Origin of the sequence: Allorhizobium sp. Av2 (assembly GCF_021462805.2) — a bacterium.
GTDB lineage: Bacteria > Pseudomonadota > Alphaproteobacteria > Rhizobiales > Rhizobiaceae > Allorhizobium > Allorhizobium vitis_G.
This window is the reverse complement of sequence record NZ_CP192699.1, coordinates 178,619-205,163: the sequence shown is the minus strand read 5'-3', so window position 1 is coordinate 205,163 and position 26,545 is coordinate 178,619. Positions and strand designations below refer to the sequence as shown.

Here is a 26,545-nt window from a genome sequence, read left to right as displayed (position 1 = left end):
CGAGCGTCTATTCCTCGACTGAGGTGCCAGTATCGGACGCTGGAGCTTGTAACGTGACGAGTTGCCCTCGTATTTCGCACAGGGTCGCTGCTATGGCGTCGAGTGCCGCAGCCGTTTCTTTGTCGACAACGCGGACCTCATGTCGCTCCCGCTTCTGGACTATGGCTTCTCTCAGGGTTCGCGAAAGTTCAGCCGCGTCACCCTCGCTAAGTTTTCCCTGCGCGAGCTTCCAGAGCAGCGCTATGGCGTCCGGGGTAAGTGTTTGACCTGCCAGATTGGCATTGTTGATAGCATCGTTCACAAGCCGCAATGGATTGAACTGAGTTGTGGGAGCCATCATTACACTCATTTAGCCGTTGACCTAATGCTTGCTGTAATGATCCAATGACGTTCACCAGACAACATCATACTTCGATTTTACGTAGTACGTGCCGAAACATGATAGAACTCTCGCAATCTATACAAACTTCGGTCTGATCGAGCGTCATAGCTCGATCGCTACTCACGCGCCGTCCAATCGGCAGCCTGCCCGCCGAGAGCTTCCGTTACGAAGCGCTGTCGCTGAAGACCCGTCCACGCCGTATGAGACTTACCGATATGAGCTCGCAAGGCGCACGCTTACATATCAGCCGAATGGTTCCGGCTGCCGGGAATCCGGTTCAAGCAAAAGGTCGGTTTGCCGCTTGCCGCCCCGCTGACGTGGCGAACGATGGACAGTCTGGCAAAACCCGCAGGCCTCGGTCGTAGCTATGTACAGCTGGGATAGGTGGCCGGGTCCGGAGGGGCTGGAACTGCGAGTTGGTCATCAACACGCCCCGCAGTTTGCCTGTCGCGCTGCTAAGGGTGTTTTCGCATTCACTATGATAATTTCGTTGAATGCATAGCTTCAATGATCGGCGGTTAGTGACGACTGGTTGCATTGGTGGTAAGTCACGGCCAGAAAGCCTTCCTACTATCCCTTTGATCTGCTCGCTGTCGTGAGGGGCATTTTGTCACGAGTTTTCGATGCCTGTCTTGAATTCTGGTGCGAACACGGTTCCGACGAGGTTTCGTTTCGAGCTCCTAACCCACGATGATAACGATAGGTTACAGTCAGACAGTTTCTGCCCGGTTGGATTCACTTCTCTTGGTCGAGAGCCGGTCCGTCTCAATTTCGGCGGGACTAAAATTCGAGATTTCTGTGTTTGGAAAACGGAGTCCGCGACAGGTTTCGAGGCCCGTCCCCGTGTTGTCTCGGATCTGGTGACTATCCGATTCCCTATAAGCGGAGGCTTGGCGCGTAAGGACGGTCGGGAAGAGGTCAACATCGACCGGGGACAAGGCGTTATCATACCTTTTCGGGATATGGAGTATGAGCGGACTTCCCGGAGCGCCAGTATGATAAGCTGTACAATCGCATCCGTGAGCATATTCCAGAAAATGCAGGCGCTGTACGGTGAGGAACGTAGCACGTTCGCATGCTTCGTGCCCGTCGTCGACGTGAACATACCTCAGATCCGCATCTTCAGGACCGCGCTCATCCGCTTGCACGACAACCTCCAGCAGTACGGAGACCATAATCCGCTGTCTTTTCCGATAGTTGAGGAACTGCTCGTCTTCCACCTGCTGTCCTGCTGGCCAACAACGGCGGCCGTTAGACCAACAGCCGACCAGGTAAACAACCGCGTGCTTCGAAACGCCCTCGATTACATCGAAGCGAACCTAGCAAGTCCGATAACCGTGTCCGAGATCGCGTTCGCCGCAGGGGTCAGCGTTCGCAGTCTGCAGATCGCTTTCAGGGAATCGAAAGGCATAACTCCGGTTCAGTACATTATCGAATGTCGACTTGACCGCGTCCACGATGCCCTCAAGCGAGGCTTCGCTCCAGGCTACATATCGCAGATCGCAAATGCCTGGGGTTTTCAGCATCACGCGGACTTTTCTCGAAGATACCGAAAGCGGTTTGGCGAAACTCCCAAACAGACACGGACGCGCTGACTGCGCTTCGAGCCGTCCAGGCGTTGCATTTCGGATGGCCCAGCGCGCTGGCGATCCGAGGAGGCCACTCACACTTCAGGCGTCAATGTACAGTGGCCCGCCAGCGGTCCGGCGACCTGCCATCCCGTTGCGGACTCTCCTCACCTCGCGGGTCCAGGAAGGGTCCAGCCATCACGAGCCGACGGTCATCTCTTTTATCGAAGTCGGAAAACACAATTAACGCGCAGGTTTGATACCGAAAGCGAAGAAGGCGGTCGAGCGCGCTGACAAGGCGTTTCCGTTAGCATTTTAGTACAACTTCATGAGCAATTTGACCATCTGGTACATCAAGTATCTGATTTCAGTGCCGCGGGCTCCCGCGGCCCAGTGTGCAAGCGAGATGACTTCAGCGTTGCATCAACAACGGCGCCCAGGGCGCGCCGACCTAGAAAGATGACAATGGCACGACCCAGCATTAAGACGGCGCTCCCATCGTTGGTGATACTCGCGGGAATCCTGTTCCTGGCGTTTTCGACATTCGCGGTGGGACAGATATCTGCCATAAACTTCAACGTTGGAAGTATAGCGACAAACTGGCTGCCGAGCGTGTCGTCGGCGAAGGAAATGAACGTCGCGCTCGGTGACCTTCGACTGGCTTACAGAAACTACATAATGGCTCAGTCTGAGGACCAGTTGCAGAAGGCCGACGGCGCTATTACGGCTGCGATCGCTGACTTCCGGAAACAGGCTGACCTATACAGGGGCCTACCGATGACCCCTACGGAAGAAGCGTTGATCGGTCGCGTGATAGATGTCTTCGACGGCTACGTGGTCACTGGATCAGGCATTACCGGATCCTTCAAATCCCGGGGCCTTCTAGCTTCCATCAACGCTGTCAGCACCGAGCTGGGACCTGTCGGTGACCGGATCGCCGAAGACCTCGACGCCCTTGTGGACTTCAACACCAAGGGCGCACAAGATGCCTATACCGCAAGCCAGGCATCATACAGCTGGACGGTGCAGACGAGCTATATCGCCATCGGCGTCTCGGTTCTCATAATGGGAGTGATCGTCTACTTCGCCTACTTCTGTGTCGCCCGGCCGATCGAGATCATAACGGGTTCCATTGCGAACCTCGCTGCGGGCCAGACCGGTCGCGCGATACCTTTCGCGGGAAGAAAGGACGAGATCGGTTCTATCGCCGAAGCCGTCGAGACGTTCAGGAAGGCCGCCATTGAAAAGGGCCGGTTGGAGGAGGCCGCAGCACGCGACCGCGCGCAGGCGGAAGCCGAGCGAGACCGTATGAAAGCGGAAACGGAAGCAGCTGCCAACGTACGCCTTGCTGAAGCGACTTCCGGGATTGCCGACGGCCTGCGCCGTCTTGCTGACGGCGACCTTTCGTTTCAGATCACCGAACCTTTCGCCGCGGAATTCGAAACACTTCGCAACGATTTGAATTCGGCGGTGATGCGTCTCGGTAAAACCGTCGAGTCGGTCGCTCATACCACGCATGCTCTGGATGGCGGTACGCGTGAGATTGCCCAGAGCGCCGACGACCTCTCGAAGAGAACGGAGCAGCAGGCTGCCTCCCTTGAGGAGACCGCTGCGGCACTCGACCAGATCACCGCGAACCTCACAAACTCGTCAAAGCGCGCCGAGGAAGCGCGGGAAGCCGCGGCGCATGCGACGGTCAGTGCCAAGCATTCCGCCACGGTGGTCGCCAACGCCGTGAACGCCATGGGGCGCATCGAAGCCTCTGCGAACCAAATCGCGAGTATCATCGGCGTGATAGATGAAATCGCGTTTCAGACGAACCTTTTGGCGCTGAATGCGGGGGTAGAGGCGGCGCGCGCTGGCGAAGCCGGAAAAGGCTTTGCGGTCGTCGCGCAGGAAGTCAGGGAATTGGCACAGCGCTCGGCGCAGGCCGCGAAGGAGATAAAAGAACTCATCCGCGGATCAAGCTCCGAAGTGGAAAGCGGCGTCCGGCTCGTGCGTGACACCGGAGAAGCCCTCAAGAGCATCGAGAGCGCGATCTCCAACGTCAACGACCACATGATATCAATCGCCACTTCGGCCCGAGAACAAGCAGTGGGACTTAACGAAGTCAATACCGCCATCAATCAAATGGATCAGGTCACGCAACAGAACGCCGCGATGGTCGAAGAGACGAACGCCTCCAGCGCTACACTCGTTGCCGAAGCTTCACGACTGCGAGAAATCGTTTCGGGCTTTCAACTTGCCGGAGCCGGGACCTCCACCACGCACGTCCAGCGCCTTCGGCAAGCAGCCAATATGATGGCCAGATCTCCCTCGGTGACACCTGCGCGTGCACGACGTGACGGCAGCGGGGCAAAATCCAGCGGCTGGGCCGAGTACTAGCAGCTTGAACTCTGCTGCCAGCAGCTCGCCAATCTACCGCTCGGTTCGCCGGGTGGTAGATTTGCCATCCCTGCGAACCCGGACTTTGACCACCGCACGTGGACCGGTTGTGCGACGGTAGATTGCGAACTGAGGATATTCGATTTCAATTGAATGAGGAGATATCAATGCGGTACGAAAAAGGACTGAGCATAATATTCGACGTGTTTTCGAAGAGCGTGCTCATCTCTTTCCGTGGCGAGGAGCATACTCTCGCAGGACCGTTTTCGAACCAGCGCGCGGCCATTCAAGCCGCGGAGCAATACTGCGTGGAGAAAGGCTGGTGCGGTCCGGATCACACTACCCTGCGTCGGGAGTGAAACCCCGTAGCGTCGCAATCTAAGTTGATAGAACCACCTTTTGCAGGTGATATCATCAGTTCATCCCGGAACTTTGCGAACGCGCTGGTTCAAGACGTTCCGGCGGCGAACTTCGCGACCCGAGCGACAGGGGTCGGGGAGATTAGCCACTGGACTGTCGCCGTATACGTCGCCCAGGCATGGCCGAACCGCGCGACGCACCCGTGCAAACTAGGACCTCAACCAAACTGTGTGACATGCTCGGCGATAGCTTTTAGCGCCTTCACGACTGTTGCAGGCGGATATGGCTTCGCGAAGAAGAGTCCGTTCTCCGGCACCTTTTCGTCCGTGACGTTGACGTGTGCCGATGCCAGGATGATCGAGACCGGAGGCCAGCGGTCACGTACCGCGCGTGCGAGATTGAACCCGTTCATGGAGCCTGGCATGTGGACGTCGGTGAATAGAACGCGGATGTCGGGATGTTTTTCCATTAGGTGGATTGCGTCGTCGGCATTGCCCGCGCCGTAGGCCGTGAAGCCCGCGTCTTCAATCATGTCCATTGCGTCCATTAGCAGAAGCGGTTCGTCCTCGACAACGAGGACCGCGACGCGGCGACGGTCTAAACTCTGTCCCATGATCAATCCTGTATGCGGTCGGTCTCGTCCGGTCGCGCAGTGCCTTTTAGATCGTACTCCACCCCGTCTGAAGGGTATCGCGTGGCTGCCGTCCCCTTGAAATAGGCAGGTACCACCCGTTCGGTGAGGCGTGAACCGAACCCGCGCCGGTTTGGTTCCTGGACGCCGATGCCGAGATGGCGATAAAACCATCTGTGGAGTTGCCGGCGACTGACGTGTGCCGCCTCCGAGGCCGCCGCAACCGATTCTCCATGGCGCAGGACGTCGTGCGCTACAGCGATCGGCGCGCTCTCGAGGGCGGGTTTCGTGCTCATACCGGCTCCTTGTTGAGCAAACGCTCCAGATCCTCGATGCTTGTCATGACGGCCTCAAATTTGGGCGGTGTCGCAAAGATCATGGCCGACATTCTCTCGTAGTCGGTCGCCAGTTTCCTACGCATATCGACCGTCGGCACCAGCCGGAAGCTGCCGGGTACTGCCCGATCATAACAATGGTCCGGCGCGCGGAACATCAGTTCCTTGTGCTGCCGGCATGCTTCGGCAAGATCGAGCATGGATGCGGTCGCCTTCCCGTAGTCGGGATGCGTCCAAATTTGGTGCACATCATAGTAGTGTCGAGAATATCGGTTGAGGTCGGGGACCTTTCTTTCCGCATTCTGGTCCGTGTTTCGCTTTTCGGTCATTTCCGTCATGGCATGAAGAATGAGGACCTTTTCCCAGAAGGTCCGTTCCGGTTTGACGGTAATCACATTGGAGATCGTGAGATCCGAACCGGCTGGCATTTCCGATGCGATGTAGGGGGTAATCTGCCGCATCTCGGCTGGCACCGGATCCGGGCGTGCTCCGCCTTCGATGCGCACCGCCGCCTCGACATAGCCGCCGCTCGTATCAAAGACGCTTCTGTATCCCAGAACCAGAACGTCGTGCGCTTCCTTTTTCCGGTAGGAATCGTACCCGAAGCTGAGCGTGAAATGTCCTGTTTGTCCGCTCTCTCTTTCGACCGTGGCAATTTCCTCGTCGAGTAAGCTTTTCAGTGGCCCGGAAATGTAATGCCGTGCTGCCTCGTCTACCTGTTCCGCCAATGCCTTCTGTTGTTGAGTGACGGAGGAGAGCGCCGCAATGTCGGCCTCGAGAGGAACTTTCAGGTCCGCCTTGTAGATGCCGATGTCGATGTCCTCGGAAAAACGCTGGATCAGCCCATATGCCTTGCTGAGGCTGGTCCCACCTTTGAAATAAAGTCCGATAGCATCGTCCCTCCGTCGGTTAAACAGGAAGTCGAGCACCCAGCAGACGTAGAGATCCTTCTCAATATTCTCGGCCCGGGTCTCCAGATCGGACGCAGCGGCGGAGAACAGCGCTCTCTGCTCGTCGGTGCTTGAGCGAAGGACGTCAATGAAGCTCTGGCGCATGTTCATCCTTCCCATCCTGGTCCGTTGGAGTGTCTTCATCCACCGGGGGCCGCGGGTCGCGTGTTATCGTTTCTATTGCCTGGTACATCCAGGCAGGGATGGCGTGGATGTTTTCGCGCAGATCCTCGACGATCGGCTGCCTATTCGGGCTTCGTACCAGATAACGGACGATACCATCGACGATGGTCTCCAGATTGGATCGCTCATCGCGAAACCAGTGGAGGGCCTGGATTACCCGCATAGCAGGCCGGCCCGCCCAGAAAGCTGTCTTTGCTGAAATTCGCTTGAAGTCTAGGATATAGATGACCGGTTTCGTGGCCTGCGTGTCACCGGCATTGGCCTCGATCTCAATGGTCCGGGGGTATGTGTCCGCATAGATCGTCGACCTGGCCGGAACGGCCGTCGTCAGGCCAAGATCATTGGCAGCCGTCATGCCGTCGACGCAAACACGAAGCTTGTCGCGCCGTGCGATCGCATCGATGAAAGAAGCGCGTGGCGGAAAAACCATCTTGCCGGTCAGCTGACTGATACCCGGCTTGTCATAGAGGCCACGATGAGGGCGTCGGATGTCGCCGCGGCGGGCCAGCCTCTGTAGCGCCTTTTCGACAGCGTTCGGTGTTGCGATATCCAGGAAATCCGCACGCGACCAGACGCCCGAAGGTGCCGCCCCGGCAATCCTTTGGTGAATACGTTCGAGAGTGTCCGATGTGGGATCCGGCATAGTTGTCCTACCTTCTGACCGAAGATTATATACAAACTTTGGTCACTAGCAATCGGTGCATGAATACTGACCAATTTTTATATCTAAATATTGGTCAGCCTTCGATCTTCATCGATGGACCGAAAGACAAAACTGAAATCAACGAGCAGATTCCGACACAACGGACGTGTCGTTCGCGATCGTTGCACATGGCGAGAACGAGGCCTCCACAGTCTAGGCTAATGTGCCCTGTCGGGCTTTGGCGCGCGAGTCTTTTGCCTTCGGGCTTTCACCCTTCACGCATTAAATCACGAAGAAAGTCTGACACCATCGAGTGTTGCTGCACAGTTTCCCTTTCGGAAAGGGGCAAACAGCAACCGTCCAACTCCTTCATTGTATCGGAACCTGCCGGTCGCCTGATCAGTAAGCGGCAGGTCAATTCAGGCCGAGCGCAAAGATGCTCCACCCATCGGAGTTTCCGACCCAGCTCTCTTGTCTGGCATCCCTAATCCAGTCCCGTCCTTGACGGTCAACCCCAAAGGGTTCGCTAGACAAGCTGCGACCTCTCTGGCTGCGCCGCTGAGGTGACCGCGGCCGGGTCCGGATCGAACGGGCGCCATCGAGCGGGGATTGGCCCCGCCAAAGGATGGAGCCTCACATGTCGGATCTCAGCCTCGCACAGAACCACGCTTTCGATCTTGCCCGGACCCTGATGGTCCCGGTCACCCTCTTCGAAATCGATGGCGAGATCGGCGTCATGCCTTCCGCCGAGTATGACGGCGATGAAGACGCCATCATCAACGATTATGATCCGTGGGAGATTATGGCCACCTCGCGGTGAGATCGCCTGAGACTGCGCAGCCCGGGGTCAACCGAGCTGCGCATAATCACAGTGACTGCAGGAATGCCATCAACTGATCTGGCGGCCGGTAACGTTCGGCTGCGGCGCTGATTGGCTGAAGGCGGTTGAGAGCAGCCGTCTTCATTGCGAGATCCGCCTCCATGTAGATGTGGGTAGTGCTGGGATCCTCGTGCCCAAGCCAGAGCGCGATGACCGTAATGTTCACGCCCGACTGCAACAGATGCATTGCGGTCGTATGACGGAATGTATGGGGCGAGATCGTCTTTTTCGCGAGGCTTGGAACTTCATGACTGGCTGCAGCTACTGCCAGGCCAAGTCGATGAGTAACATTCGACCGCGAGATCTGCCCACCAGCCTTGCTAGGGAATAGATAAGCGTCTGGTGCCGTGTTCTCCAGGTGAGTGACCCATTGCCGAAGTGTTTTCGCTGTCTCCTTCCAGAGGGGAACGCTGCGACGCTTCCTTCCCTTCCCAAACAGATGGGCAACGGGCGATACCTCCAACACCACATCGCCGACGCGAAGACCGATGGCCTCGGAGACACGAGCGCCGGTATTGTAGAGGAGCGCGAACAGTGCCCTATCTCGTCGGCCCGCCCATGTTCGGGAGTCTGGCGCTCCGATGATGGCTTCCATCTCGGGCCTGGTCAGGTATCCGAGAACTGGCTTGTCATGCCGCTTCTGGGGGATTGCCAAACAACGCTCGATGACACCGATGGCCGTCAGATCTTCATGTGCGGCATATTTCAGGAAGGACCGGATCGCCGACAGTCGTGCATTTCTGCTCCGGGCGCTGTTACCCCTGTCTCGTTCGAGATGATCCAGAAACGCAAGGACGGTCTCGGCATTCAGATCGGCAAGGGAAAGATCGGTAGGCAATTTGCCGGTCGCCTTTTGCGCATAAGCAAGGAACAGCTTGAACGTGTCGCGATAGGCAGCGACCGTGCAGGTGCTGACGGCACGCTGTTGTCTCAGATGGTCGATGAAGAAGCTTTGAAGCAAGGTCGCGAACGAAGGCGAGAGGTTAGCCATGGTCGCCATCTCCTACCTTGTTGTTGAGCTTTTCGAAGCGGTCCCCAGCTAGAGCCATCAACTCCGGTACGGCCTCAATATACCAGTAGGTATCGCGTAAATTGACGTGTCCCACATACGTCGACAACATCAACATGGCGCCGTCGATATCTGTGCCGTGTGCCTGCCACTCCAGAAGACGTCGGCATATGAATGTGTGCCTCAGATCGTGAAGACGAACGGACGAATGTTCGCCCCGCGGAACAATTCCAAGCCTGAGCGTCAGTTGTTTCCATCCACGCAGCACCTCGCGATACGCGAGCGCTTCGCCCGTCAGTTCGTCCTTGAAGAAGGGTTCGGAAGCCCCGCATCGGAAAGCTCCCCGCTGTTCAGCGATGAACTCTCCCAATGCCGTGACGGATGATGGATGGAGGGCGACAAGGCGTTTGCGTCCGAACTTAGCAAACCGAACGGTAATCTGGGCCGTGTCGAGATCCACGTCACCCATCCGTAGTCCGAGCGCTTCCGATATCCGCAAACCGGTCGAAGCCAATAGCCCGATCAGTGGAGGCAGCATAAGTGGCCCGGCGGCCCGCACCCGCTGCACTTGACGCGCGTCGGCAACAAGAGACCGCAATTCTTGTGATGTGAAGATATGGGGAGCGAGCCGTCGCTTCGAACTGCCGAACGGGCTGGTTTCCGGGAAACACGTGCCCGGTTCGATTGTCGCGAGATAGCGCGCAAACGGCTGCAGAACATTGACCCGCTGCGCCCAGGTGAAGGGATCACTGTTCGCAGCTTGGCCTCTGGCCCAATCCAGAATGATTCTGGAATCCAGTGGGCCATTGTGTCCATTTGCATCCGCAAAGCGAGCAAATGATAGCATTTGGCTACCAGAGCGGTCGAGTTTGAAGCCGAGGTGACGCCGTTCGGCGAGATAACTTTCCACTCGGGTAAGCATCGTTGACTGCATCGTCATGCGATCTCTCCCGGCCAAGGCAATGCAACGGCGGAAAGCCGGACAGTGTCGACGCGGGCATAGCCGGCGGTCGTCACCACGCTACGATGGCGCATGACGTCGGCGATCTGTTTCAACGGGACACCATCATTGGCCAACACGCTTGCTATTGTGTGGCGAAGAATATGGACCCTGGTATGCTGCCATCCCAACCGTCGATAGGCAGCATGAAGCGCCTTTTGCACGACGCGCCTGCCAACCGGCCTGCCCACTGGCGCGACATGTCGGACGAATATCTCCCGCTGTTCGGTCGCGGGCCGTTCATTTATCAGATAGTCAGCGATCGCCTCTCCCGTCGATGTTGGCAATGGCATGATGTCACGGCGCCTGGTCTTGGTTGCCGGCACGTTGATGATGCCGTTTTCCCAATCGATATCATCAAGCGTCAACCGGACGACCTCCAGCGACCGCAGGCCCAGATCGGCGAGGCACCGGACAATTGCATATGCTCTTCTCTGGTTGCGGTCGGTCGTGACGAAGGACGCAAGTAGCTGCTGCAACTCGGAGGGTGTCAGCCCTTGCGGTAACTCGGCGGCTGGCCTGAATGTTGGCGTTGGTATCGCCCGCTCGAGGTGCCGGACGTGGTCGCCAATGATAGCGCGATATCTCAGATAGCAACGAACTGCTCCCGCGATGCTTCGGATCGTTGCGGGCTTACGCGGTTCGGCACCCATGACAAAGTTTCGCAGGCCGGTCGGTTTCAGCCAGGCGATTCCAGCTGCATTGCTGTATCCGTGCGCGTCGAGCAATCGGCGAATGATTGCGCAACGATGCCGCCTGGTATCTTTTGACAATCCCCAGACCTTGAGCATTTTTTCGTCGAAACGCGCGATTTCGCCATCCGTTTCACTCGGTTCTGTATTGCGGACGACTCCATTTGCCTTGAGAACACGCAGTAGATGATTGAGAGCGGCCCTCATCACGATAACACTGTGCGGTGTTTTATGGTCGCAAGAGCATGTGACCAGATGCTCCGTGATGAAGCGTCGTATGGAATTCTCGTCCATCCTCTCCGGCATGATGCTCTCCGCTGCCAGCCATTCTCCAAAGTGCAATGCGCTCGCGATGTATTTTCGCCGGCGTGTATCGTGATAACGACCTTGGGCGAGGTAGTTCGATAAAAGCCCGATGTGGGGCCAAAGGATATTGTCGGGATCTTCAGTTCTGAGCCGCAAATGTTTCGGTGTTGGCATGTCTGGTCTCCTTTTCGCTGAGGTTGTCCAGATGCCATGTTGTCGTGATGACTTTCTCCAGTTTCAAGAATCGAGGAATTTGCGCCTGTTTCCGCCGGCTCTCACTTCGCTTTTTTTTGCTCAGCCTGTGGCCTCTTGCAGTCTAAACTTAGTCTGAGGCGCCGCAATTGGCGACCTGCCGCGGGATCGATGTTGCTTATCGGTTAGAAGACAATCGCCGCTAACGGCATGTGTGGTGGCTATTTTCCAACTTCATTCACGTAGTATTCCGGCACGCCAGTCGGGGCGGGATTATGCGCAGCTCGGTTGACCCCGGGCTGCGCAGTCTCAGGCGATCTCACCGCGAGGAGGCCATAATCTCCCACGGATCATAATCATTGTTATGTGCATCTGTGCATAAGCACGAATATGACCCCTTTGCCTATGGATCGGCTCATTGAGCCGATCACCCCTTCGGGGGAAGGCGTGCCGCTTGCGCTGATGCGCGCGCAAGGGAGGCTTCGCCGCGAGCTTGTCCCGCAGATCTGCACATTGCGAACCGCGCCCTTGCGCGCTTCCATCTTCGCGGCCTGGGCGCTGCCAGTCCGAACAGTCAGGAAAGCAGAGGGAGCGAAATGAATAAGAATGACATCGAAGAGCTGCGTACCCGGGTGGGCTGCGCAGCCGTCCTTGAGCATGAAGGCTTCGCGATAGACCGAAAAGAGAGCACGCGCCGGGCGGTAAAATTCCGGCGCGACGACGACATCATTATCGTCATCCATGACGACAGGGGCTGGTTCGACGCCCGTTCGGATGCCAAGGGCGATGTGTTTGCGCTCGCAAGCTATCTTCGTGGAATCGGATTTACGGAGGCCCTCACGGTGGTTGGTGATCTCGTCGCGTTTCAGCCCACCGCGCCGACCTGGGAGAAGCCTCTCCGTCAAAAGGAGACGGTGGCTTCGATCGCTGACCGCTGGAGCCACAGAAAACGGCCATGGCGCGCTTCGGCGACCTGGAGGTGTGTTTCGGCGTGGAATATTGACCCCTCTGGCGGGGTGATCGGCGTCCAATTTTGACCCCCTTCATGTTTCGTCTGACCATCCGTTTTTTGACGACGGATGGAGGAGGAGTTGAAGCGAGTGGATACGATTGCGCGTGTTCGTCGAGCCTTCCATGTGCAGGGCTGGTCGGTGAAGAAGATCGTCCGGGAGCTGCATGTCTCGCGCAACACGGTCCGCAAGATATTGCGGTCCAATGAGACCGACTTCTCTTATGAGCGAGAACGGCAACCATTACCGAAGACCGGCATCTGGAAGGCTGAGATCGAACGCTTTCTGGCCGCCAACGAGGGCAAGCCTTCTCGGGAGCAACTGACTCTGATCCGGATTTACGAGGAGCTTCGGGGTCTTGGTTATGACGGCAGCTACGATGCGATCCGGCGCTATGCAAAAGGCTGGTCGAGGAGCCGGGGAGCTGTCACAGCTGAGGCCTACGTTCCGCTCTATTACGCGCCAGGCGAGGCCTACCAGTTCGACTGGAGTCACGAGATCATTCTGATCAACGGGGTGACGACGACTGTGAAGGTAGCGCATGTCCGGCTCTGCCACAGCCGGATGATGTTTGCCCGAGCCTATATGCGCGAGAGCCAGGAGATGGTGTTCGATGCGCACGACAAGGCCTTCGACTTCTTCCGAGGCACCTGCACGCGCGGCATTTACGACAACATGAAGACCGCGGTCGAGACTGTGTTCGTCGGCAAGGAACGGCAATATAACCGCCGTTTCCTGCAGATGTGCAGCCACTATCTGGTTCAACCTGTTGCCTGCACGCCGGCATCCGGATGGGAGAAAGGGCAAGTCGAGAACCAGGTCGGTCTGGTGCGTGAACGCTTCTTCACCCCGCGCCTACGGGTCAAAAGCCTGGATGAGCTGAATGTCTGGCTACTCGACAAATGCATCGCCTATGCCAGGGCGCACCGTCATCCCGAGCAGACCGAGCGAATGATCTGGCAGGTGTTCGAGGAGGAGCGCGGCAGCCTCGTGCATTACGTCGGGCCGTTCGACGGCTTCCACAGCGTCCCGGCCTCGGTGTCAAAGACCTGCACGGTCCGTTTCGACAACAACAAATACTCAGTTCTCTCGACTGCCGTCGGCCGCCCCGTCGAGGTGCATGCCTATGCCGACCGGATCGTTATCCGGCAGGACGGGGTCAATGTCGGAGAGCATCAGCGTTGTTTTGGCCGGGGCGAGACAGCCTACAATCCTTGGCATTATGTGCCTGTTCTGGCTCGCAAACCCGGAGCTCTGCGCAATGGTGCACCGTTCAGGGACTGGGCACTGCCAGCGGCGATGGAGAAGGTCCGCAAGCGCCTGAAGTCAGTCCATGCCGGTGATCGGCAAATGGTTACCATCCTTGCCTGCGTTCCGACCGATGGTCTGACGGCTGTCGATGCGGCCTGCCAAGAGGCACTGGATCACGGCGTTTGCTCTGCTTCGGTGATCATCAACATTCTGGCCCGCAGTCGTGATCCGGCTCCAGCGGCAACTCTTCAAACCCCCGATGCGCTTCGATTGACCCATGAGCCGGTCGCCGACTGCGCCCGCTATGACAGGCTCAGGAGGGCAAGCTGATGGAACGCACACAGGTTCTCGAACTGATGAGCACGCTGAAGCTCTACGGAATGCGCAGCGCTTATGACGAGGTCATGGGCAACGGCATCAAGCGACAGCACGAACCGCCGCGCATTGTCGGTGACCTCCTGCAGTCGGAGATCGCCGAGAAGCAGGCCCGGTCCATTCGCTACCAGCTCAGCATCGCCAAGCTGCCTCTGGCCAAGGACATCGACGACTTCGACTTCGCCGATACACCCGTCAATGAACCCCTGGTCCGGGAGCTGGCCGCCGGCACCTTCGTCGCCGACCAACGTAACATCGTTCTCGTCGGCGGCACGGGAACAGGAAAGAGCCACCTGGCCATTGCGATTGCCCGTGCCTTGATCCGCAACGGAACGCGTGGTCGCTTCTTCAATGTCGTCGATCTGGTCAACCGCCTGGAAACGGAAACGCGCAGCGGAAAGCAGGGACGAACGGCCGACTACCTCAATCGCCTGGACTTCATCATCCTCGATGAACTCGGCTATCTGCCCTTCGCTCAGGCCGGAGGCCAACTCCTGTTCCACCTCATCAGCAGGCTCTACGAGCGCACCTCGATCATCGTCACCACGAACCTCGCCTTCGGTGAATGGCCGACAGTGTTCGGCGATGCCAAGATGACGACGGCGCTCCTCGACCGCCTGACCCATCATTGCGAGATCGTCGAGACCGGAAACGAATCCTGGCGCTTCAAGAACCGCTCTCAAAGCTAAAGACGAAGAACGACATCACCCGCACTTGGCCTACCCTCTGCAACCCCGGCCAGCGCCGGGCAGGCCAAGCGCTGATCGGCTACAGGGGGGTGAAGATTGGACGCCGATAAGGGGTCAACATTCCGAGCCGATTGACAGACACGGCACGACGCGATTTCCGCGAAATGGCGGCGGAAGGTCTTATCAAACGCGTCCATGGGGCAGCTCTCCCGATCTCGCCTGGCACCCTCCCCTTTCAGGGGCGGTACAAAGTTTCCGCCGAACAAAAAGTCAGACTAGCGCGGCGCGCGGCTCAGATTGTGCTCCGAGATCAGGTCGTCATCGTTGATGGCGGGACTTCTAATCTAGAATTGGTCCGGCAGCTGCCAAAGGACTTGAGGGCGACGATCGTGACGAACAGCCCCCTAATTGCGACAGTCACCAACGAACACGCTCATCTAGAAATAATCTTCCTTGGGGGCGTCTTTGACAAACGAAGTCAGATGACGCTTGGCGCGAGGGTTTTGGAGCAACTCCATTCGATGAGTGCTGATCTGTGCTTTATTGGTGTCCATGGAATTCATGAGGATCTAGGTTTGACAACTTCGGGTTATGATGAAGTGGCAATAAAGTCCGCAATGATCAGCGCCGCCGCAGAAGTCGTGGCTATCGCTACTTCTGACAAAATCGGTACGGCCGCCGCCTACAAAATTGGCCCTCTGTCCCTTATCGACATCTTAGTCACTGAAGAGAATGCTAAAAGTCGCGCCCTGCTGGAACAGAATAATATTAGGACGTTGCTGGACTAGTCGGTATACCGGAGTACTCAGGATAACCTCTTCAAAATTGCTGCTGGACAGGGCGAATTAGCGTGTGGTTTCGTCAGAAGTAATTCGTCATATCGTTGTCAGTTCCTGCAATTTCCACAATAACGATAGGCCGCCGAAATGTATGTCTGAGACCGTGTCTTGCGTATATTTTTTGAGGCGCAAGTCTGAGCTCGGAATGTTAGCTAGAGATACGAAATCATATCGCGAACAAGTACGGCTATTGGGACAAAGAAATAGCTACCAAGGCATAAAGCGAGCTGTTGCCGTCACCATGGTAGCGTCCGCCGGCAGACAATATGTTCGCGCTAACGGATAATCATTGCCGATTTCGTGCTCTGCACGAAAGAAGAATTCCTCTAACAAATCGAAAGCTGACCGGCGGCGCGTGATGGAATGAGCGTTGTCTATAAGTTCAAAGAGTTTCGGTAACTTTCATGAGCGCTGGCGGAGCGTCTGGATTCAATCCCCTTTGCCGTGCGAGTGTTTCCACAAATCTGTAGAATGGGACTATTTGAGCTAGCGCGTCGGTGAGAGGATGCCCTGTTGCAATAAACGGCAAGCGTGTCGCCACTTCTGCATTCTCGGAGGTGACGAACACGTTGGCTCGTTTCGACGCTAGTTGATCTGCAACTGCACACACGGAACCTTCCCCAAGATCTCTTGCGGCGAACGCCAAGATAGGAAATTTTGGTGATACAAGCGAAACTGGACCATGCATAAGTTCAGCTGAGGAGTAAACTTCAGCATGAAGCTCACAGGTCTCTTTGCACTTTAGGGCAGCTTCGGCAGCGATAGCAACGCTGGGGCCTCTTCCGATAATGTAACAGGACTGTTGGCCCTCTAACGCGGCCGCAAGCTCAGGCCATTTGGCATCAGAGCCATTTGACAGGTGTTCCGGGAGTGACTTGACTGCGCGCTCGAGTTTCTCATCGTCCGTCCATGCCGCAATCAGAAGTAAGCCCGCCACCACGGAGTTGACGAACGACTTCGTCGCGGCCACAGCAGTCTCAGGGCCTGCGGCGATGTCTACCGCTACGGTGGAGGCATTCGCCAGAGGGGACTGAATCGTATTCAACACCGCGACCGTATATGCGCCACCGTTTCTAACCGCTTCCGCTAGCGTTACGATGTCGGGACTTTTGCCGGACTGGGAGATCGCTAGAGCTCCACATCGGTCCAACTTCAATCTAGCGTTATAGACGGAGACGAGGGATGGGCCGAGCGAAGCTACGGGAATACCGACATTGAGTTCGATAGCATATTTTAGGAAATGCGCGGCGTGATCTGACGAGCCGCGCGCGATAGTAACTATGGCTGCAGGATTTAGTTTCTCGAAAGTTTTGCCGACTTGCTTCAGTTCGGCACCAGATCGCTCAATGAGCGACGCGATCGCGGATGGAATTTCCATGATCTCTTGATACATTTGCGTAGTCATCGGGTGCTGTTTCCTGTTGTTGATGTCAGTTCGGTCATGCTCGATCAGTCGCCGAGCGCTACGCAATGAAAGGATTTTCGATCTAGTCGTAGAAGTGTGGGGATTTGCGGATGTCATCCCAAGCGTCAATGTCGTGATGAAAGATCACCATGGCATTCTCGCGTTCTGCAATACGCTTCAGCCGCGCCATTGATCGATGTGCAGTAGCGGGATCGACCATGGGCGTTCCCGTCATCACATTGTTCACGTAATTCGCCTTCTGCGGAAAAATTCCAGCAGGGAGCACAATCGTGCCCGTATTCGGCAGCCTAAGGACAAGCGATTGTTCACCGCGCGTGTGAGCCGGTGTGAAGAGGATTTCGACAGAGCCATCGCCAAACAGATCATAGTCCTCATCGTGCAGTTCGAGATAATCGAGGTCTCGGATTTCCTGAATTTCCGGATAGGCGTAGCTTTTGGTGAGGCGTCTATCCGGCCACCATGCGTCTTGTAGTTCACGGAATTGAACAATGAACTTTGCGTTCGGGAACAGATGCATGCCGCCGGCATGATCCGGATAAAGGCATGACATAACAACAAAGCTGATGTCTTCGGGTCTAATACCAAGGGCTGCCAACTGCCGGTCAACGGCCTGTTCTGGCTCAAACTCGGCCGCCCAATCAACCGCGCGTTCTTCACCCCATTGCCCCACCGGATCGACAGCCGCGTTCGGGTGCAATCCTGTCTCGAACAGAATTTTACCTTTCGGGTGATCAACTAGGAATATGGGTGTGGGTGCTTTCATTCGCCGACCCATTCCCAGCATATGTGTAAACACACCTTGGTCGAAATGAAGTGTACCGCCAGTCATGCAGTAAAGGCGAATCGACGTCATTGGTCGGGCTCCTTCGGTTCACCGTCTATGACTCTGACGAAACACCGGCTCCGTAGAGCCGGTGTTTCAGCTCGATCTGTGGCCTTTACTTGAGCGGGCTGTTGACCCAGTCGGTAAGCTTTTTGTTTGCGACAAGCTTGTCGTAATATTTCTCTTCGAGTGCCCTTGTTGCAGGGTCCACGCCGCTTGGAAGTTGATCGGCATTCTGCTTCTCATAGAAGTCTACAGAGTGCTTCCAGTAGACATCGGACTCGGGATTGAAGACCGTAGTCTTGGCTTTCTCAAGCGTTGGAAAAGCCATCAACTGGAACGTGTTCTTGAACTCATCGACCGTGAATGACGCCGCAGCCCGTTCATTTGTTGCCTTGACCCAAAGTGGCGCGACTTCCTCGAAGTGTTCGTCGGCATAACGAGAGACGCGATACCAGATCGCTGCCAGCTTCAATGCAGTGTCCTCGTTTTTATCAAGCCAACCCTGCGTCGAAACCATCGTTGAGTACCACAGTCCTGCCGGGCCGAGAATTTCATGGCCGCCAACGTTCACGTACTTGTCCGGCATTGCAAGAAGCTTGGTCTCTTGCGGCAAACTACCCATATAGTAGTCGCCGGTGCCACGCTGAAAGGCCAATGCAGCCTGTGCATCGTCCCCGGATTCGATGACGTTGATGTCATCAACAGTTAGTCCAACTTGACCGAGAGCTGCGGTCAGAAGAGGACGGTAGCTGGACAGAACTGTCGGAAATTCCTTACCTTTGAACCCCTTGAGAATTTGCTCTTTCGCTTTTTCTGCACCGATCTTGGGAGCCAGGTCGGCAAACGTATCGGTTCCCTTTCGACCAATAACGATAAACCCCTTGAACTGGTCCGTGATCAGAAAACTGCGTAGCGCAGGGACAGCCTGATAGAGCGGGAAATCGCAAACGTGGCAAGATGAGACGATGTCGAGGCTTCCCTGACGCATTGCGGCGACACCTGCGGCGGTGTTCGTTATGGTCACGAGATCCAGGTCAATGCCGAGTTCCTTGTCGAGCCCTTTTTCCTTAGCAATGACCCATGGCATATAATCAAAATATGGCGTGATCCCAACGTGCACAGTTTTTGCATCTTGCGCCTGTGCCACCGTGCTCCCGGATGCTAGCACGGAAAGGATTATCGACAGTCCGGCAACAATTTTCATTGCTTTCTTCATTGTGTTCTTCCTCTGGTTTGGTTGATGTTTGTTGGCATTGTTTTTGTCAGCGCTGCCACTCGCGCCTCTGCAACTCAGCTGGCGCCTGTTATGGAACCAACAACACCCTTGCCTGCCCCCTTTTCCGTCCATCGCGTTAATGGACGTTCGAGCGCGACGACAATCTTGTCGAGAATGATGGCAAGGAGGCAATAAATGCCGACAATCACAACGATGCCCGCGGTGTCGAGATATTGGACTCTGATAATCATCAGATGGCCAAGTCCGACCTGCGCGCCAATATATTCGGCGGCAACGTCGAGTCCCCAGGACGAGGCAGCGGCTACCCGAATTGCGCCGAGCAGATGGGGAAAAATTGCCGGAAGGATGATCGATCTGTAGATCGTCCCGCGCTGAGCGCCGAGTACCAGGCCTGCACGAATATATACCGCGGGTACGTTCTTGATCGCCTCGATCGTTGCAACACCAATGACGAGCGAAGTACCCAGGACGATGAGGACAATTTGTGGCGTTTTGCCCAAACCGAACCAAAGAATGAAAAGAGGTATCAGCGCGAAGATTGGGATAGGCCGAAAGAAATCGAGAACGCCACCAAAGATTTCTCGAGCGAGCCGACTGTATGCCATCGTAAGCCCCATTGCGAGGCCAAGGAGACTACCGCCAATGAAGCCGCCAAGCGTCATCGAAACACTCGCCGCGAGACTCTGAGGCAAGAGCGGTGCTAACGACAAGAAGGAGCGCCACACATCTGCCGGTGAAGGTAGAAAAATCGGGTCGATGGTACCGTTCCAGGTTGCTGCAAACCACAGAGCGACCAGTACGAGTGGGACGAATAACTGCCGGATCAACTTGTTCGTTCGGGCCGCCCTGCCGGTGGGCACCTCTGTTTTAACGGCCATTTTTGGCTCCCCTTTTTTATGGGTTTAATTTACTGGATGTGTTAGACGATGAGATCCGACACGGTCCCTCGAAGCTGCTGAAAAACACCGGTTCGCTTGAGTTCGAGGGTTCGATCTTTTCCGAACGGCACATCAATGACATGCGCTACGTGGCCTGGGTTTCGACCGAGCACGACGATGCGATCGCCGAGGAAAAGCGCTTCCTCGATATCGTGCGTGACAAATAGCGAAGTGGCGTTTGTGTCTTCGCAAACCTTCAGGAACTGGACTTGAAGACGTTCCTTGGTCATGGCGTCCAATGCACCATAAGGCTCGTCCATCAAGATCATTTGAGGACTGACCGCGAGCGCGCGAGCCAGATCGACGCGCTTGCGCATGCCGCCTGACAATTCCCTGGGGTATAGATCTGCGGCATGCGACAGTTCGACAGTCGCGAGCTTCTCATTTACGATGCGATTGCGTTCACCCTCAGGAAGACCTTTGATCTTAAGTCCGAACTCGACATTTTCACGGACCTTCATCCACGGGAAAACAGCGTCATCCTGGAAAACCATCACACGATCGGCGGATGGACCAGTGACTGGATTATCATTCAGAAGGATCGAGCCCGATCGGACAGGTATGAGGCCTGCTACCGCATTTAGGAGTGTCGATTTCCCACAACCGCTGGCGCCGATCAGGCAAATAATCTCGCCCCTGGTAACCGTCAGATCAATATTTTCAAGGATTGTTTTTTCGCCATAGGCGATTGTTACGGACTCTAGCCGTAAGTCTCTCATCATAGCAGATCCCCCGATTGGTTCAGTCCGGCTTGACGTCGAGATGAAGAGACAGTCGAGACATCAACTATTGCCTCCCTGCCGTGCACCAGCATCCACGTTGCGAAATCGCATCCGAACGCTGTGGCGGCTTCCGCATCGAGTTTCTGGACGAAGACGGCATGAAAAAATCCCGCATTGAAGCAATCGCCTGCCCCGACCGCGTGCGCCGGTTCACCCATCGACACAATCGGGACGATGACGCAAGGCTTGTGACGCTCTTTAACGAGCGCACCATGTTCACCATTTTTTATGACCAGAACGGCGGATTGGGCGAGCTTTTCAGAGATCGTTTCAGCCGCAGATATCAGGTCTGTTTCGCCTGAGAGAGCCGCTGCCTCGTCGCTATTCATTAGCGCAAAATCTACCTGGGAAAGGATTTGCAGGACGTCATCACGGACGCCCCAACTCGCTTCCGACCATGCGAGATCGATCGCAATCTTGGTCCCGGTTGTCCTCAATCGTGTGAACGCGTCAAGCAAGATGTCCATTGCAACGCGAGGAGGTTGACACCATCCAGAAAGTAAGGCGATTTTCGCATCAGAGTAGCGGGACTGGCGCAATGTCTGGCCAAGTTTGGCCAATGCGCCCGGGAGGGTGATAAATAACCTCTCACCGTCCTCCCTGACGAGTGCTGTTGTAACACTGGTCGGAGAGTCAGTTCTAAAGTCGAGCAGGTCTGTGTTCAGACCGCTCTTCTCCATTTCATTCTTGATCCAGAGGCCATTGTCATCTTTTCCGACCGGCCCCACGCAGACAACGTTAAGATCAAGCACCTTGCCCGCGAGCGCGAAATTCCCGGTGTTTCCGCCTAAGCGTACATCCATAGTATCGACTTCGGTTTCTCTTCCCCATGTAGGGAGATCACGAAGAGGGCCGAATATCTGGTCGACCGTAAGGTCACCTATAGCGAGAACATCAATACTCATTCTACCCTCGTAATTTTGGGGATGAGGGCCGGCTCAATTGTACTCATGTTCAGTGCCTGGGCGACCGACACGTTTAGTTTTTGAAGCGCAACAGCAAAAACAACCGCATTTAGCTCCGGGATAGTTTCGGGAACCCGGATCACACTGACGCCTGCCGGCAGATCTACAGGGCCAGCTGCTATCGCGACTACTGAAGCTCCGTAGCCTACCAGGTCAGAGGCCAACCGAACCATAATTCCAGCCATGTGATCGTTTGGAATGAGCATAACAACGACACTGTCTGGCAGGTTGATCAGTTCCATCGGCCCATGACGTAGCAAGCCGCCGGATACCGGGATTGCTGCAATGCGCATCCCTTCCTGCAAATCAAGCGATGCTTGTTGGGCGAGTCCGATAAGGTGACCACGGCCGGTCATGATAGCAACGCGAGATTTCGCAATGGCGGCAGCTGCCGCAGCAAAGACTTCCTGATCTAGGTTGGCCACGACATCGACTTTTTCCGCAAGCTTTGCTAGCCAAACAGCGGGTGCCAGATCGGTTCTGTTCGCCAATCCGGCGACCATTGAGGTTGCGACGCAGAGCGTAGTGGTAAAAGAAGACGTGTTGTAGAACGCCTTCTCTTCCGCCTTGAACGGCAAGACGTTAGTTGCTTTGCGTCCAAGCGTACTGTGCTCGGACGCGGTAACAGCGATGACCGGCCTTCCGGGCTGGACGACATCCAGTAGATTGATAATTTCTGCGGATTCACCGGATCGGCTAGTGATAATCAACGGGGAAGTGTCACTCTGCGCGGTTCCGTACCGATGATATTCGCTCGTATCAGCGACCGCGTGTCCGATGCCAGCGGTACTGAGGATCAGACTTGCCGAATGCCAGGCCCACAGAGAAGTTGCCATACCTGTTATAACGAAGCCATCGCTACCACCCGTCCAACGGCTTGAGCTGTGATAGGCTCGGTCGAGAAGGCCGGCATTGGCGAGCAAAGTTTCGGACTGGCTTTTAATATCTGCGATCAGATCATGCATTCGCCGGTTCTCCCGGCTGTCCGCCTTGGTAGGCTTTCAAGGAGTCTTCGGTTACCTTGCCGGAACGGACATCAGCACGAACCATTTCGGGTTCGCGGCTTCTTGGATCACCGTAGCCAGCGCCGCCGCCGATCGCGACCTCGAGCTCGTCACCGGAATTGAGTACCGCAGCACCTTTGGGCGGCAACTGCTCTTCAACGCCATTTTTCCTCGTAACTTTGATATAGGCGTTCGTTCCGTCATGCCCGCCTTGAACACCCGGCGCCTTGTTGATGAACCGGTCCGAGTACACGCTCATATGAACGCCATCTTGAAGGAAGCGATAGGTGCGTACAGCGCCCAGACCTCCACGATATCGCCCCGCCCCGCCGGAGTCTGGCCTCAATTCGTAGCGCTCAACCCTAAAAAAGGATTGTGAAAGTTCGAGCGCTTCCACAGGGGTATTTCGGCAGTTACCTAATGGATCGTCCAGTTGGTCGGCTCCGTCATTACCTGGACCTGCGCCATAACCGCCTCCAAGTTGCTCACTGATCGCATGGTAAGTGCGAGCACCCTGCCAATGTAGATCGACTTCCGTGCGAGTATCGTAACCCGGGGCCGGTATACGGTCCGGCAAAGCCTTTGAAAGGGCAAGAAGGATCGACTGAAAAACGCGCATGACCACCACATTGCGACCCTCGACCGGCGCGAAGGGGATGGGATTTACGAGACTGCCCTCCGGAGCGGAAATGCTGATCGGACGGTAGGAACCATCGTTCAACGGGATTGACGGCTTTGTCAGAAGCATTTTCAGCGCAGAATATGCAGACGAAATCGTCGAGGCGCGGGGGCAATTGATTGCAGTTTTCACCTGCGCCGATGTGCCTTCAAAGTCGAGATGCAAAGTGTCACCCTTTACGGTGACAGCGACATGCACTTCGAGGTTCGTCTGCTCGAGACCATCCGTGTCGATGTAGTCTATTCCTCGGTAGGTACCATCGGGAACTTCGCTGATAGCCTCGCGCATGAACGATTCCGCGTAGTCGAGGAGCTGGTCCGATGCAGCTATGACGGTGTCCACAGAATATCGAGCGATCAATTCCTTGACGCGGCGTCGGCCCGTCTCGTTGGCCGTCAACTGCGCGTTGAGGTCGCCGATCGTATCGCGGGGGATACGCACATTTGCCCGGATCAGCTGTTCAAGGATGCCACCGTTCCAGTCTCTTGACAGTGAAAAGACCATTGGCGTGAAACGCATACGTTCTTCGAAAACGTCTCTGGCGTAGAGATTGTAGCCGGGCGAGTGGCCGAGATCGACATGGTGCCCTACCGACCCAGAAAATCCAATAAGTGTTCCATCGTGGATGATCGGCGAAAAAAGATAGATGTCCGAGAGATGTTGGCCGCCGTTGTAGGCGTCATTCAGAATAATGACGCTATCTTCGGTGAGCGCTGTAATGTCGGTTTTGGCAAGCGCGCCCTGAACCGCTGGGCTCACCGAGTTGAGATGCAGAGGAATATTCTGCGACTGTGAGAGGACTCTGCCCTTGCGATCGACAAGGCAGGTCGAGCAGTCGGCGGCTTCGCGAATGACGGTGGAATAAGCAGTCCGAATGAAATCATTGCTCATCTCCTGAGCGATGGCTTGGACGCTGTTGGCAAAAATATTGAAGGTGACGGGATCAACAGTAGTCATCAGTTTTTCCTCTCAAGAAGAACGCTTCCGCTTTCGAGCAGACGGGCAGTCCAATTCTCCGGCACAAAGCAAGTAGAGGTGTCCGCCTCAAGAACTGCAGGACCGGTTATTGTGGTTTCGAGCGTCATAGTCTCGCTCTTGCAGAACACGGTCTCACGCGCCTCACCGCGCAGAAGCACAGAGCCAAGTTCGGTTGATACCGGACCTGTCTCATTGACATGAACCGAGACATCTTTGGTCTTGCGAGGTATGACGACCTTCAGACGATAGTTCACCACCTCGGCACTTTCGTTCTCAAACGCGAAGCCATAGCGCTTGTAATGAGCGTCATGCAGACGGGTCGTGACTAGGTCGGATGTGACGGTCTCTGGATCGATTGAGATCGGCAGTTCGAAGGCCTGGCCCTCATAACGAACGTCGAGCCCGGCAAAAACCTTGAGCTCATTCGCGCCGAAACCATGTGACTCGAATTCCTTGCGGGCCTTCTCTGCCAAAGCTTCGATCTTTGCGCGGAAATCATCGGGAGATAGGTCAAAAGCGAGCGCAACATCCGTTTGCACGTAGTCACGAGCGATGTCGGCAACCAAAAGTCCAAATGCCGACAACACACCGGCATGTGGTGGCACGAGTACACGCGTTATACCGAGTTCGTTCGCTACAGAGGCTGCGTGGATCGGGCCAGCACCACCATAGGCGACGAGTACATAATCTCGCGGATCGTAACCACGCTGTGTCGACACCAAACGGATGGCTTGGGTCATGTTGGCTTCAACAATCCGGGTGACGGCCTCTGCTGCTTGCGCCCCGGTCATAGCCAGATCTTGGCTAAGGCGTTCGATCACCCCGTGGCCCGCTTCAGAATCGAGTTTGAAGTTCCCGCCGGCAAAAGTCTTGGGTCGAATAATACCACGCGCCACGTTCGCGTCGGTAACAGTCGCAAATGTCCCGCCGTGACCATAGCAGGCCGGGCCTGGATCAGCGCCTGCACTTTCAGGCCCGACATGCATCATCCCGTGGCGGTCAATCGCGGCGATACTACCGCCCCCGGCACCGACAGTTGCAATATCAATCATCGGAACAGCAACTGGTAGATTGTTCAGCATATTCTCAGTTGTAATCAACGGTTGACCGTCGTTGATGAGGCAGACATCGGTGCTCGTGCCACCCATGTCGAAGGTAATGATGTTTTGCATGCCGGCTTGTTCTGCCGCGTAGATTGCTCCAGTCACACCGGCAGCAGGACCAGACAACAGCGTCCGGACCACTTCACGACGGATTGCGTTGGCAGGCAGAACTCCACCATTAGACTGCGTAATGAACAGGCTGCCACCGAACCCACGCTCTTCAAGCTTTTCGGTGAGTTGTCCAATGTAATGGGACATAATCGGTGAGATGTATGCACTCATTGTAGCCGTGCTGGCTCGCTCATACTCACGGAACTGTGGCAAAAGCTCCGACGACGTGAGGACGAGAAGCTCAGGCGCGATGTCCTCTATGATTGCTCGAACCCGGTCTTCATGTTGTGAGTTCTTGTAGCTGTGAAGGAAGCAAATCGCGACGGCTTTAATGCCCCCTTCCAGGAGTCGAGGAACCAAGCTGCGGATCTCTTCTTCAGCCAAGGGCACGAGCACATCACCGCTCACATCAAGGCGTTCGGTAACCGGAAGAACCCATTCCCGTGGAACAACTGGACGCGACCGTTGGTAGAAAATATCGTAAATGTTTGTCTTATCTCCCCGCTGGATTTCGAGAATGTCTTGGAATCCACGGGTTACAATGAGCGCCGTAGGAACACCTTTGCGTTCCAAAACTGCATTAGTTGCAACGGTCGAACCGTGCAGCACGTCGTGCAAGTCAGGCCAGGCAATATCAAGTTGGTCGACGCCGGAAAGTACCCCTTTTTCTGGCTGGCGCGGAGTGGATGGGACTTTCAGTGTCGTTAGTTTTGGCTGCTTTCCGTCGTCCTCGAAGAGAATAATATCGGTAAATGTGCCGCCAATTTCGACAGCAAGCTTCTGTGGCGATCTATTGTTCATCGCATCCCTCATCAG

At 55.9% G+C, this 26,545-nt stretch carries 24 protein-coding genes and 1 pseudogene; 8 read left to right on the top strand and 17 right to left on the bottom strand.

Going from position 1 to position 26,545, the window contains the following annotated elements; translation table 11 throughout:
* Positions 1–7 precede the first annotated feature (7 nt).
* Complete coding sequence (locus FS819_RS26645) at positions 8–337, bottom strand: hypothetical protein (protein WP_156551544.1); 330 nt, start codon at positions 335–337, stop codon at positions 8–10.
* Positions 338–1,377: 1,040 nt separating this feature from the next.
* On the opposite strand from FS819_RS26645, the gene FS819_RS26640 reads away from it, so the two are divergent.
* Together FS819_RS26640 and FS819_RS26635 are read left to right on the top strand one after the other, a co-directional pair.
* Entirely contained in the window at positions 1,378–1,977 is a 600-nt protein-coding gene (locus FS819_RS26640) for a helix-turn-helix transcriptional regulator (protein WP_234625138.1), read from the top strand.
* Positions 1,978–2,415: 438 nt separating this feature from the next.
* Entirely contained in the window at positions 2,416–4,335 is a 1,920-nt protein-coding gene (locus tag FS819_RS26635; RefSeq protein WP_234625137.1) for a methyl-accepting chemotaxis protein, read from the top strand.
* A 577-nt stretch (positions 4,336–4,912) separates the two neighbouring features.
* On the opposite strand, the gene FS819_RS26630 is transcribed toward FS819_RS26635, so the two are convergent.
* The 4 genes from FS819_RS26630 to FS819_RS26615 are packed head-to-tail and all read right to left on the bottom strand — an operon-like array spanning position 4,913 to position 7,437.
* Complete coding sequence (locus tag FS819_RS26630) at positions 4,913–5,308, bottom strand: response regulator (RefSeq protein WP_156551542.1); 396 nt, start codon at positions 5,306–5,308, stop codon at positions 4,913–4,915.
* Positions 5,309–5,310: 2 nt separating this feature from the next.
* Positions 5,311–5,622, bottom strand: coding sequence for a hypothetical protein (locus tag FS819_RS26625; protein WP_156551541.1), 312 nt, complete (start codon positions 5,620–5,622; stop codon positions 5,311–5,313).
* Positions 5,619–6,716 (bottom strand): nucleotidyl transferase AbiEii/AbiGii toxin family protein, encoded by a 1,098-nt coding sequence (locus FS819_RS26620; protein WP_156551565.1) that lies wholly within the window; start codon positions 6,714–6,716, stop codon positions 5,619–5,621. Before FS819_RS26620 ends, FS819_RS26625 begins: the two co-directional genes overlap by 4 nt.
* Entirely contained in the window at positions 6,697–7,437 is a 741-nt protein-coding gene (locus tag FS819_RS26615; protein ID WP_156551540.1) for a DUF6088 family protein, read from the bottom strand. Before FS819_RS26615 ends, FS819_RS26620 begins: the two co-directional genes overlap by 20 nt.
* A gap of 637 nt (positions 7,438–8,074) precedes the next feature.
* Here FS819_RS26615 and FS819_RS26610 point away from each other — a divergent pair.
* Positions 8,075–8,257, top strand: coding sequence for a hypothetical protein (locus FS819_RS26610; protein ID WP_156551539.1), 183 nt, complete (start codon positions 8,075–8,077; stop codon positions 8,255–8,257).
* 46 nt (positions 8,258–8,303) lie between these two features.
* Here the strand turns inward: FS819_RS26610 and FS819_RS26605 are convergent, their stop codons facing one another.
* Genes FS819_RS26605 through FS819_RS26595 form a run of 3 tightly spaced genes read right to left on the bottom strand, consistent with a single transcriptional unit; the run spans position 8,304 to position 11,324 of the window.
* On the bottom strand, positions 8,304–9,317 hold the full coding sequence (locus FS819_RS26605; RefSeq protein WP_498724746.1) for a site-specific integrase: 1,014 nt from the start codon (positions 9,315–9,317) through the stop codon (positions 8,304–8,306).
* Positions 9,301–10,266 carry a tyrosine-type recombinase/integrase gene (locus FS819_RS26600; protein ID WP_156551619.1) on the bottom strand — a complete coding sequence of 322 codons (966 nt, stop codon included), beginning with the start codon at positions 10,264–10,266 and terminating at the stop codon, positions 9,301–9,303. Before FS819_RS26600 ends, FS819_RS26605 begins: the two co-directional genes overlap by 17 nt.
* On the bottom strand, positions 10,263–11,324 hold the full coding sequence (locus FS819_RS26595; protein WP_492437117.1) for a tyrosine-type recombinase/integrase: 1,062 nt from the start codon (positions 11,322–11,324) through the stop codon (positions 10,263–10,265). Before FS819_RS26595 ends, FS819_RS26600 begins: the two co-directional genes overlap by 4 nt.
* 582 nt (positions 11,325–11,906) lie before the next feature.
* Here FS819_RS26595 and FS819_RS26590 point away from each other — a divergent pair.
* The 5 genes and pseudogenes from FS819_RS26590 (at position 11,907) to FS819_RS26570 (ending at position 15,629) form a co-directional block, all read left to right on the top strand.
* Complete coding sequence (locus FS819_RS26590) at positions 11,907–12,116, top strand: hypothetical protein (RefSeq protein ID WP_156551628.1); 210 nt, start codon at positions 11,907–11,909, stop codon at positions 12,114–12,116.
* Positions 12,113–12,553, top strand: coding sequence for a hypothetical protein (locus FS819_RS26585; protein WP_337735777.1), 441 nt, complete (start codon positions 12,113–12,115; stop codon positions 12,551–12,553). Before FS819_RS26590 ends, FS819_RS26585 begins: the two co-directional genes overlap by 4 nt.
* 54 nt (positions 12,554–12,607) lie before the next feature.
* Positions 12,608–14,174: pseudogene (gene istA / locus FS819_RS26580) on the top strand (IS21 family transposase).
* Positions 14,107–14,841, top strand: coding sequence for an IS21-like element helper ATPase IstB (gene istB, locus FS819_RS26575; RefSeq protein ID WP_156551621.1), 735 nt, complete (start codon positions 14,107–14,109; stop codon positions 14,839–14,841). Before istA ends, istB begins: the two are co-directional and overlap by 68 nt.
* 164 nt (positions 14,842–15,005) lie before the next feature.
* On the top strand, positions 15,006–15,629 hold the full coding sequence (locus FS819_RS26570; protein ID WP_234625152.1) for a DeoR/GlpR family DNA-binding transcription regulator: 624 nt from the start codon (positions 15,006–15,008) through the stop codon (positions 15,627–15,629).
* Between the two features lie 433 nt (positions 15,630–16,062).
* Here FS819_RS26570 and FS819_RS26565 read toward each other — a convergent pair whose 3' ends face one another.
* The 9 genes from FS819_RS26565 to FS819_RS26525 form a co-directional block, all read right to left on the bottom strand.
* Positions 16,063–17,085 carry an SIS domain-containing protein gene (locus FS819_RS26565; RefSeq protein ID WP_156551577.1) on the bottom strand — a complete coding sequence of 341 codons (1,023 nt, stop codon included), beginning with the start codon at positions 17,083–17,085 and terminating at the stop codon, positions 16,063–16,065.
* An 82-nt stretch (positions 17,086–17,167) separates the two neighbouring features.
* Entirely contained in the window at positions 17,168–17,959 is a 792-nt protein-coding gene (locus tag FS819_RS26560) for an N-acyl homoserine lactonase family protein (protein ID WP_156551578.1), read from the bottom strand.
* An 85-nt stretch (positions 17,960–18,044) separates the two neighbouring features.
* Positions 18,045–19,148: an ABC transporter substrate-binding protein gene (locus tag FS819_RS26555; protein ID WP_034948770.1), complete on the bottom strand. Its 1,104-nt coding sequence runs from the start codon at positions 19,146–19,148 to the stop codon at positions 18,045–18,047.
* Between the two features lie 74 nt (positions 19,149–19,222).
* On the bottom strand, positions 19,223–20,047 hold the full coding sequence (locus tag FS819_RS26550) for an ABC transporter permease (protein ID WP_156551580.1): 825 nt from the start codon (positions 20,045–20,047) through the stop codon (positions 19,223–19,225).
* 41 nt (positions 20,048–20,088) lie between these two features.
* A complete protein-coding gene (locus FS819_RS26545) occupies positions 20,089–20,829 on the bottom strand; it encodes an ABC transporter ATP-binding protein (RefSeq protein WP_156551581.1) in 741 nt (246 codons plus the stop codon).
* A complete protein-coding gene (locus FS819_RS26540) occupies positions 20,826–21,794 on the bottom strand; it encodes a carbohydrate kinase family protein (RefSeq protein WP_156551582.1) in 969 nt (322 codons plus the stop codon). Before FS819_RS26540 ends, FS819_RS26545 begins: the two co-directional genes overlap by 4 nt.
* The gene (locus FS819_RS26535) at positions 21,791–22,819 is read right to left on the bottom strand and encodes an SIS domain-containing protein (protein WP_156551583.1); all 1,029 of its coding nucleotides are present in this window, start codon (positions 22,817–22,819) and stop codon (positions 21,791–21,793) included. The genes FS819_RS26540 and FS819_RS26535 overlap by 4 nt, the downstream gene beginning before the upstream one ends.
* Positions 22,812–24,494, bottom strand: a complete 1,683-nt coding sequence (locus tag FS819_RS26530; RefSeq protein ID WP_156551584.1) for a hydantoinase B/oxoprolinase family protein — start codon at positions 24,492–24,494, stop codon at positions 22,812–22,814. Before FS819_RS26530 ends, FS819_RS26535 begins: the two co-directional genes overlap by 8 nt.
* Positions 24,494–26,530 (bottom strand): hydantoinase/oxoprolinase family protein, encoded by a 2,037-nt coding sequence (locus FS819_RS26525; protein ID WP_197434255.1) that lies wholly within the window; start codon positions 26,528–26,530, stop codon positions 24,494–24,496. Before FS819_RS26525 ends, FS819_RS26530 begins: the two co-directional genes overlap by 1 nt.
* Positions 26,531–26,545: the final 15 nt, after the last annotated feature.

Excerpts from the sequence above, each read along its gene's own strand:
- FS819_RS26545 (WP_156551581.1), bottom strand. The coding sequence starts at position 20,829 with ATGATGAGAGACTTACGGCTAGAGTCCGTAACAATCGCCTATGGCGAA.
- FS819_RS26595 (WP_492437117.1), bottom strand. The coding sequence starts at position 11,324 with ATGCCGGAGAGGATGGACGAGAATTCCATACGACGCTTCATCACGGAG.
- FS819_RS26615 (WP_156551540.1), bottom strand. The coding sequence starts at position 7,437 with ATGCCGGATCCCACATCGGACACTCTCGAACGTATTCACCAAAGGATT.
- FS819_RS26535 (WP_156551583.1), bottom strand. The coding sequence starts at position 22,819 with ATGCATGATCTGATCGCAGATATTAAAAGCCAGTCCGAAACTTTGCTC.
- FS819_RS26605 (WP_498724746.1), bottom strand. The coding sequence starts at position 9,317 with ATGGCGACCATGGCTAACCTCTCGCCTTCGTTCGCGACCTTGCTTCAA.
- FS819_RS26525 (WP_197434255.1), bottom strand. The coding sequence starts at position 26,530 with ATGAACAATAGATCGCCACAGAAGCTTGCTGTCGAAATTGGCGGCACA.
- FS819_RS26550 (WP_156551580.1), bottom strand. The coding sequence starts at position 20,047 with ATGGCCGTTAAAACAGAGGTGCCCACCGGCAGGGCGGCCCGAACGAAC.
- FS819_RS26610 (WP_156551539.1), top strand. The coding sequence starts at position 8,075 with ATGTCGGATCTCAGCCTCGCACAGAACCACGCTTTCGATCTTGCCCGG.
- FS819_RS26625 (WP_156551541.1), bottom strand. The coding sequence starts at position 5,622 with ATGAGCACGAAACCCGCCCTCGAGAGCGCGCCGATCGCTGTAGCGCAC.
- FS819_RS26560 (WP_156551578.1), bottom strand. The coding sequence starts at position 17,959 with ATGACGTCGATTCGCCTTTACTGCATGACTGGCGGTACACTTCATTTC.
- FS819_RS26640 (WP_234625138.1), top strand. The coding sequence starts at position 1,378 with ATGATAAGCTGTACAATCGCATCCGTGAGCATATTCCAGAAAATGCAG.
- FS819_RS26555 (WP_034948770.1), bottom strand. The coding sequence starts at position 19,148 with ATGAAGAAAGCAATGAAAATTGTTGCCGGACTGTCGATAATCCTTTCC.
- FS819_RS26590 (WP_156551628.1), top strand. The coding sequence starts at position 11,907 with ATGACCCCTTTGCCTATGGATCGGCTCATTGAGCCGATCACCCCTTCG.
- FS819_RS26565 (WP_156551577.1), bottom strand. The coding sequence starts at position 17,085 with ATGACTACGCAAATGTATCAAGAGATCATGGAAATTCCATCCGCGATC.
- FS819_RS26645 (WP_156551544.1), bottom strand. The coding sequence starts at position 337 with ATGGCTCCCACAACTCAGTTCAATCCATTGCGGCTTGTGAACGATGCT.
- FS819_RS26630 (WP_156551542.1), bottom strand. The coding sequence starts at position 5,308 with ATGGGACAGAGTTTAGACCGTCGCCGCGTCGCGGTCCTCGTTGTCGAG.
- FS819_RS26585 (WP_337735777.1), top strand. The coding sequence starts at position 12,113 with ATGAATAAGAATGACATCGAAGAGCTGCGTACCCGGGTGGGCTGCGCA.
- FS819_RS26530 (WP_156551584.1), bottom strand. The coding sequence starts at position 24,494 with ATGACTACTGTTGATCCCGTCACCTTCAATATTTTTGCCAACAGCGTC.
- FS819_RS26570 (WP_234625152.1), top strand. The coding sequence starts at position 15,006 with ATGGCGGCGGAAGGTCTTATCAAACGCGTCCATGGGGCAGCTCTCCCG.
- FS819_RS26635 (WP_234625137.1), top strand. The coding sequence starts at position 2,416 with ATGGCACGACCCAGCATTAAGACGGCGCTCCCATCGTTGGTGATACTC.
- FS819_RS26620 (WP_156551565.1), bottom strand. The coding sequence starts at position 6,716 with ATGCGCCAGAGCTTCATTGACGTCCTTCGCTCAAGCACCGACGAGCAG.
- FS819_RS26600 (WP_156551619.1), bottom strand. The coding sequence starts at position 10,266 with ATGACGATGCAGTCAACGATGCTTACCCGAGTGGAAAGTTATCTCGCC.
- istB (WP_156551621.1), top strand. The coding sequence starts at position 14,107 with ATGGAACGCACACAGGTTCTCGAACTGATGAGCACGCTGAAGCTCTAC.
- FS819_RS26540 (WP_156551582.1), bottom strand. The coding sequence starts at position 21,794 with ATGAGTATTGATGTTCTCGCTATAGGTGACCTTACGGTCGACCAGATA.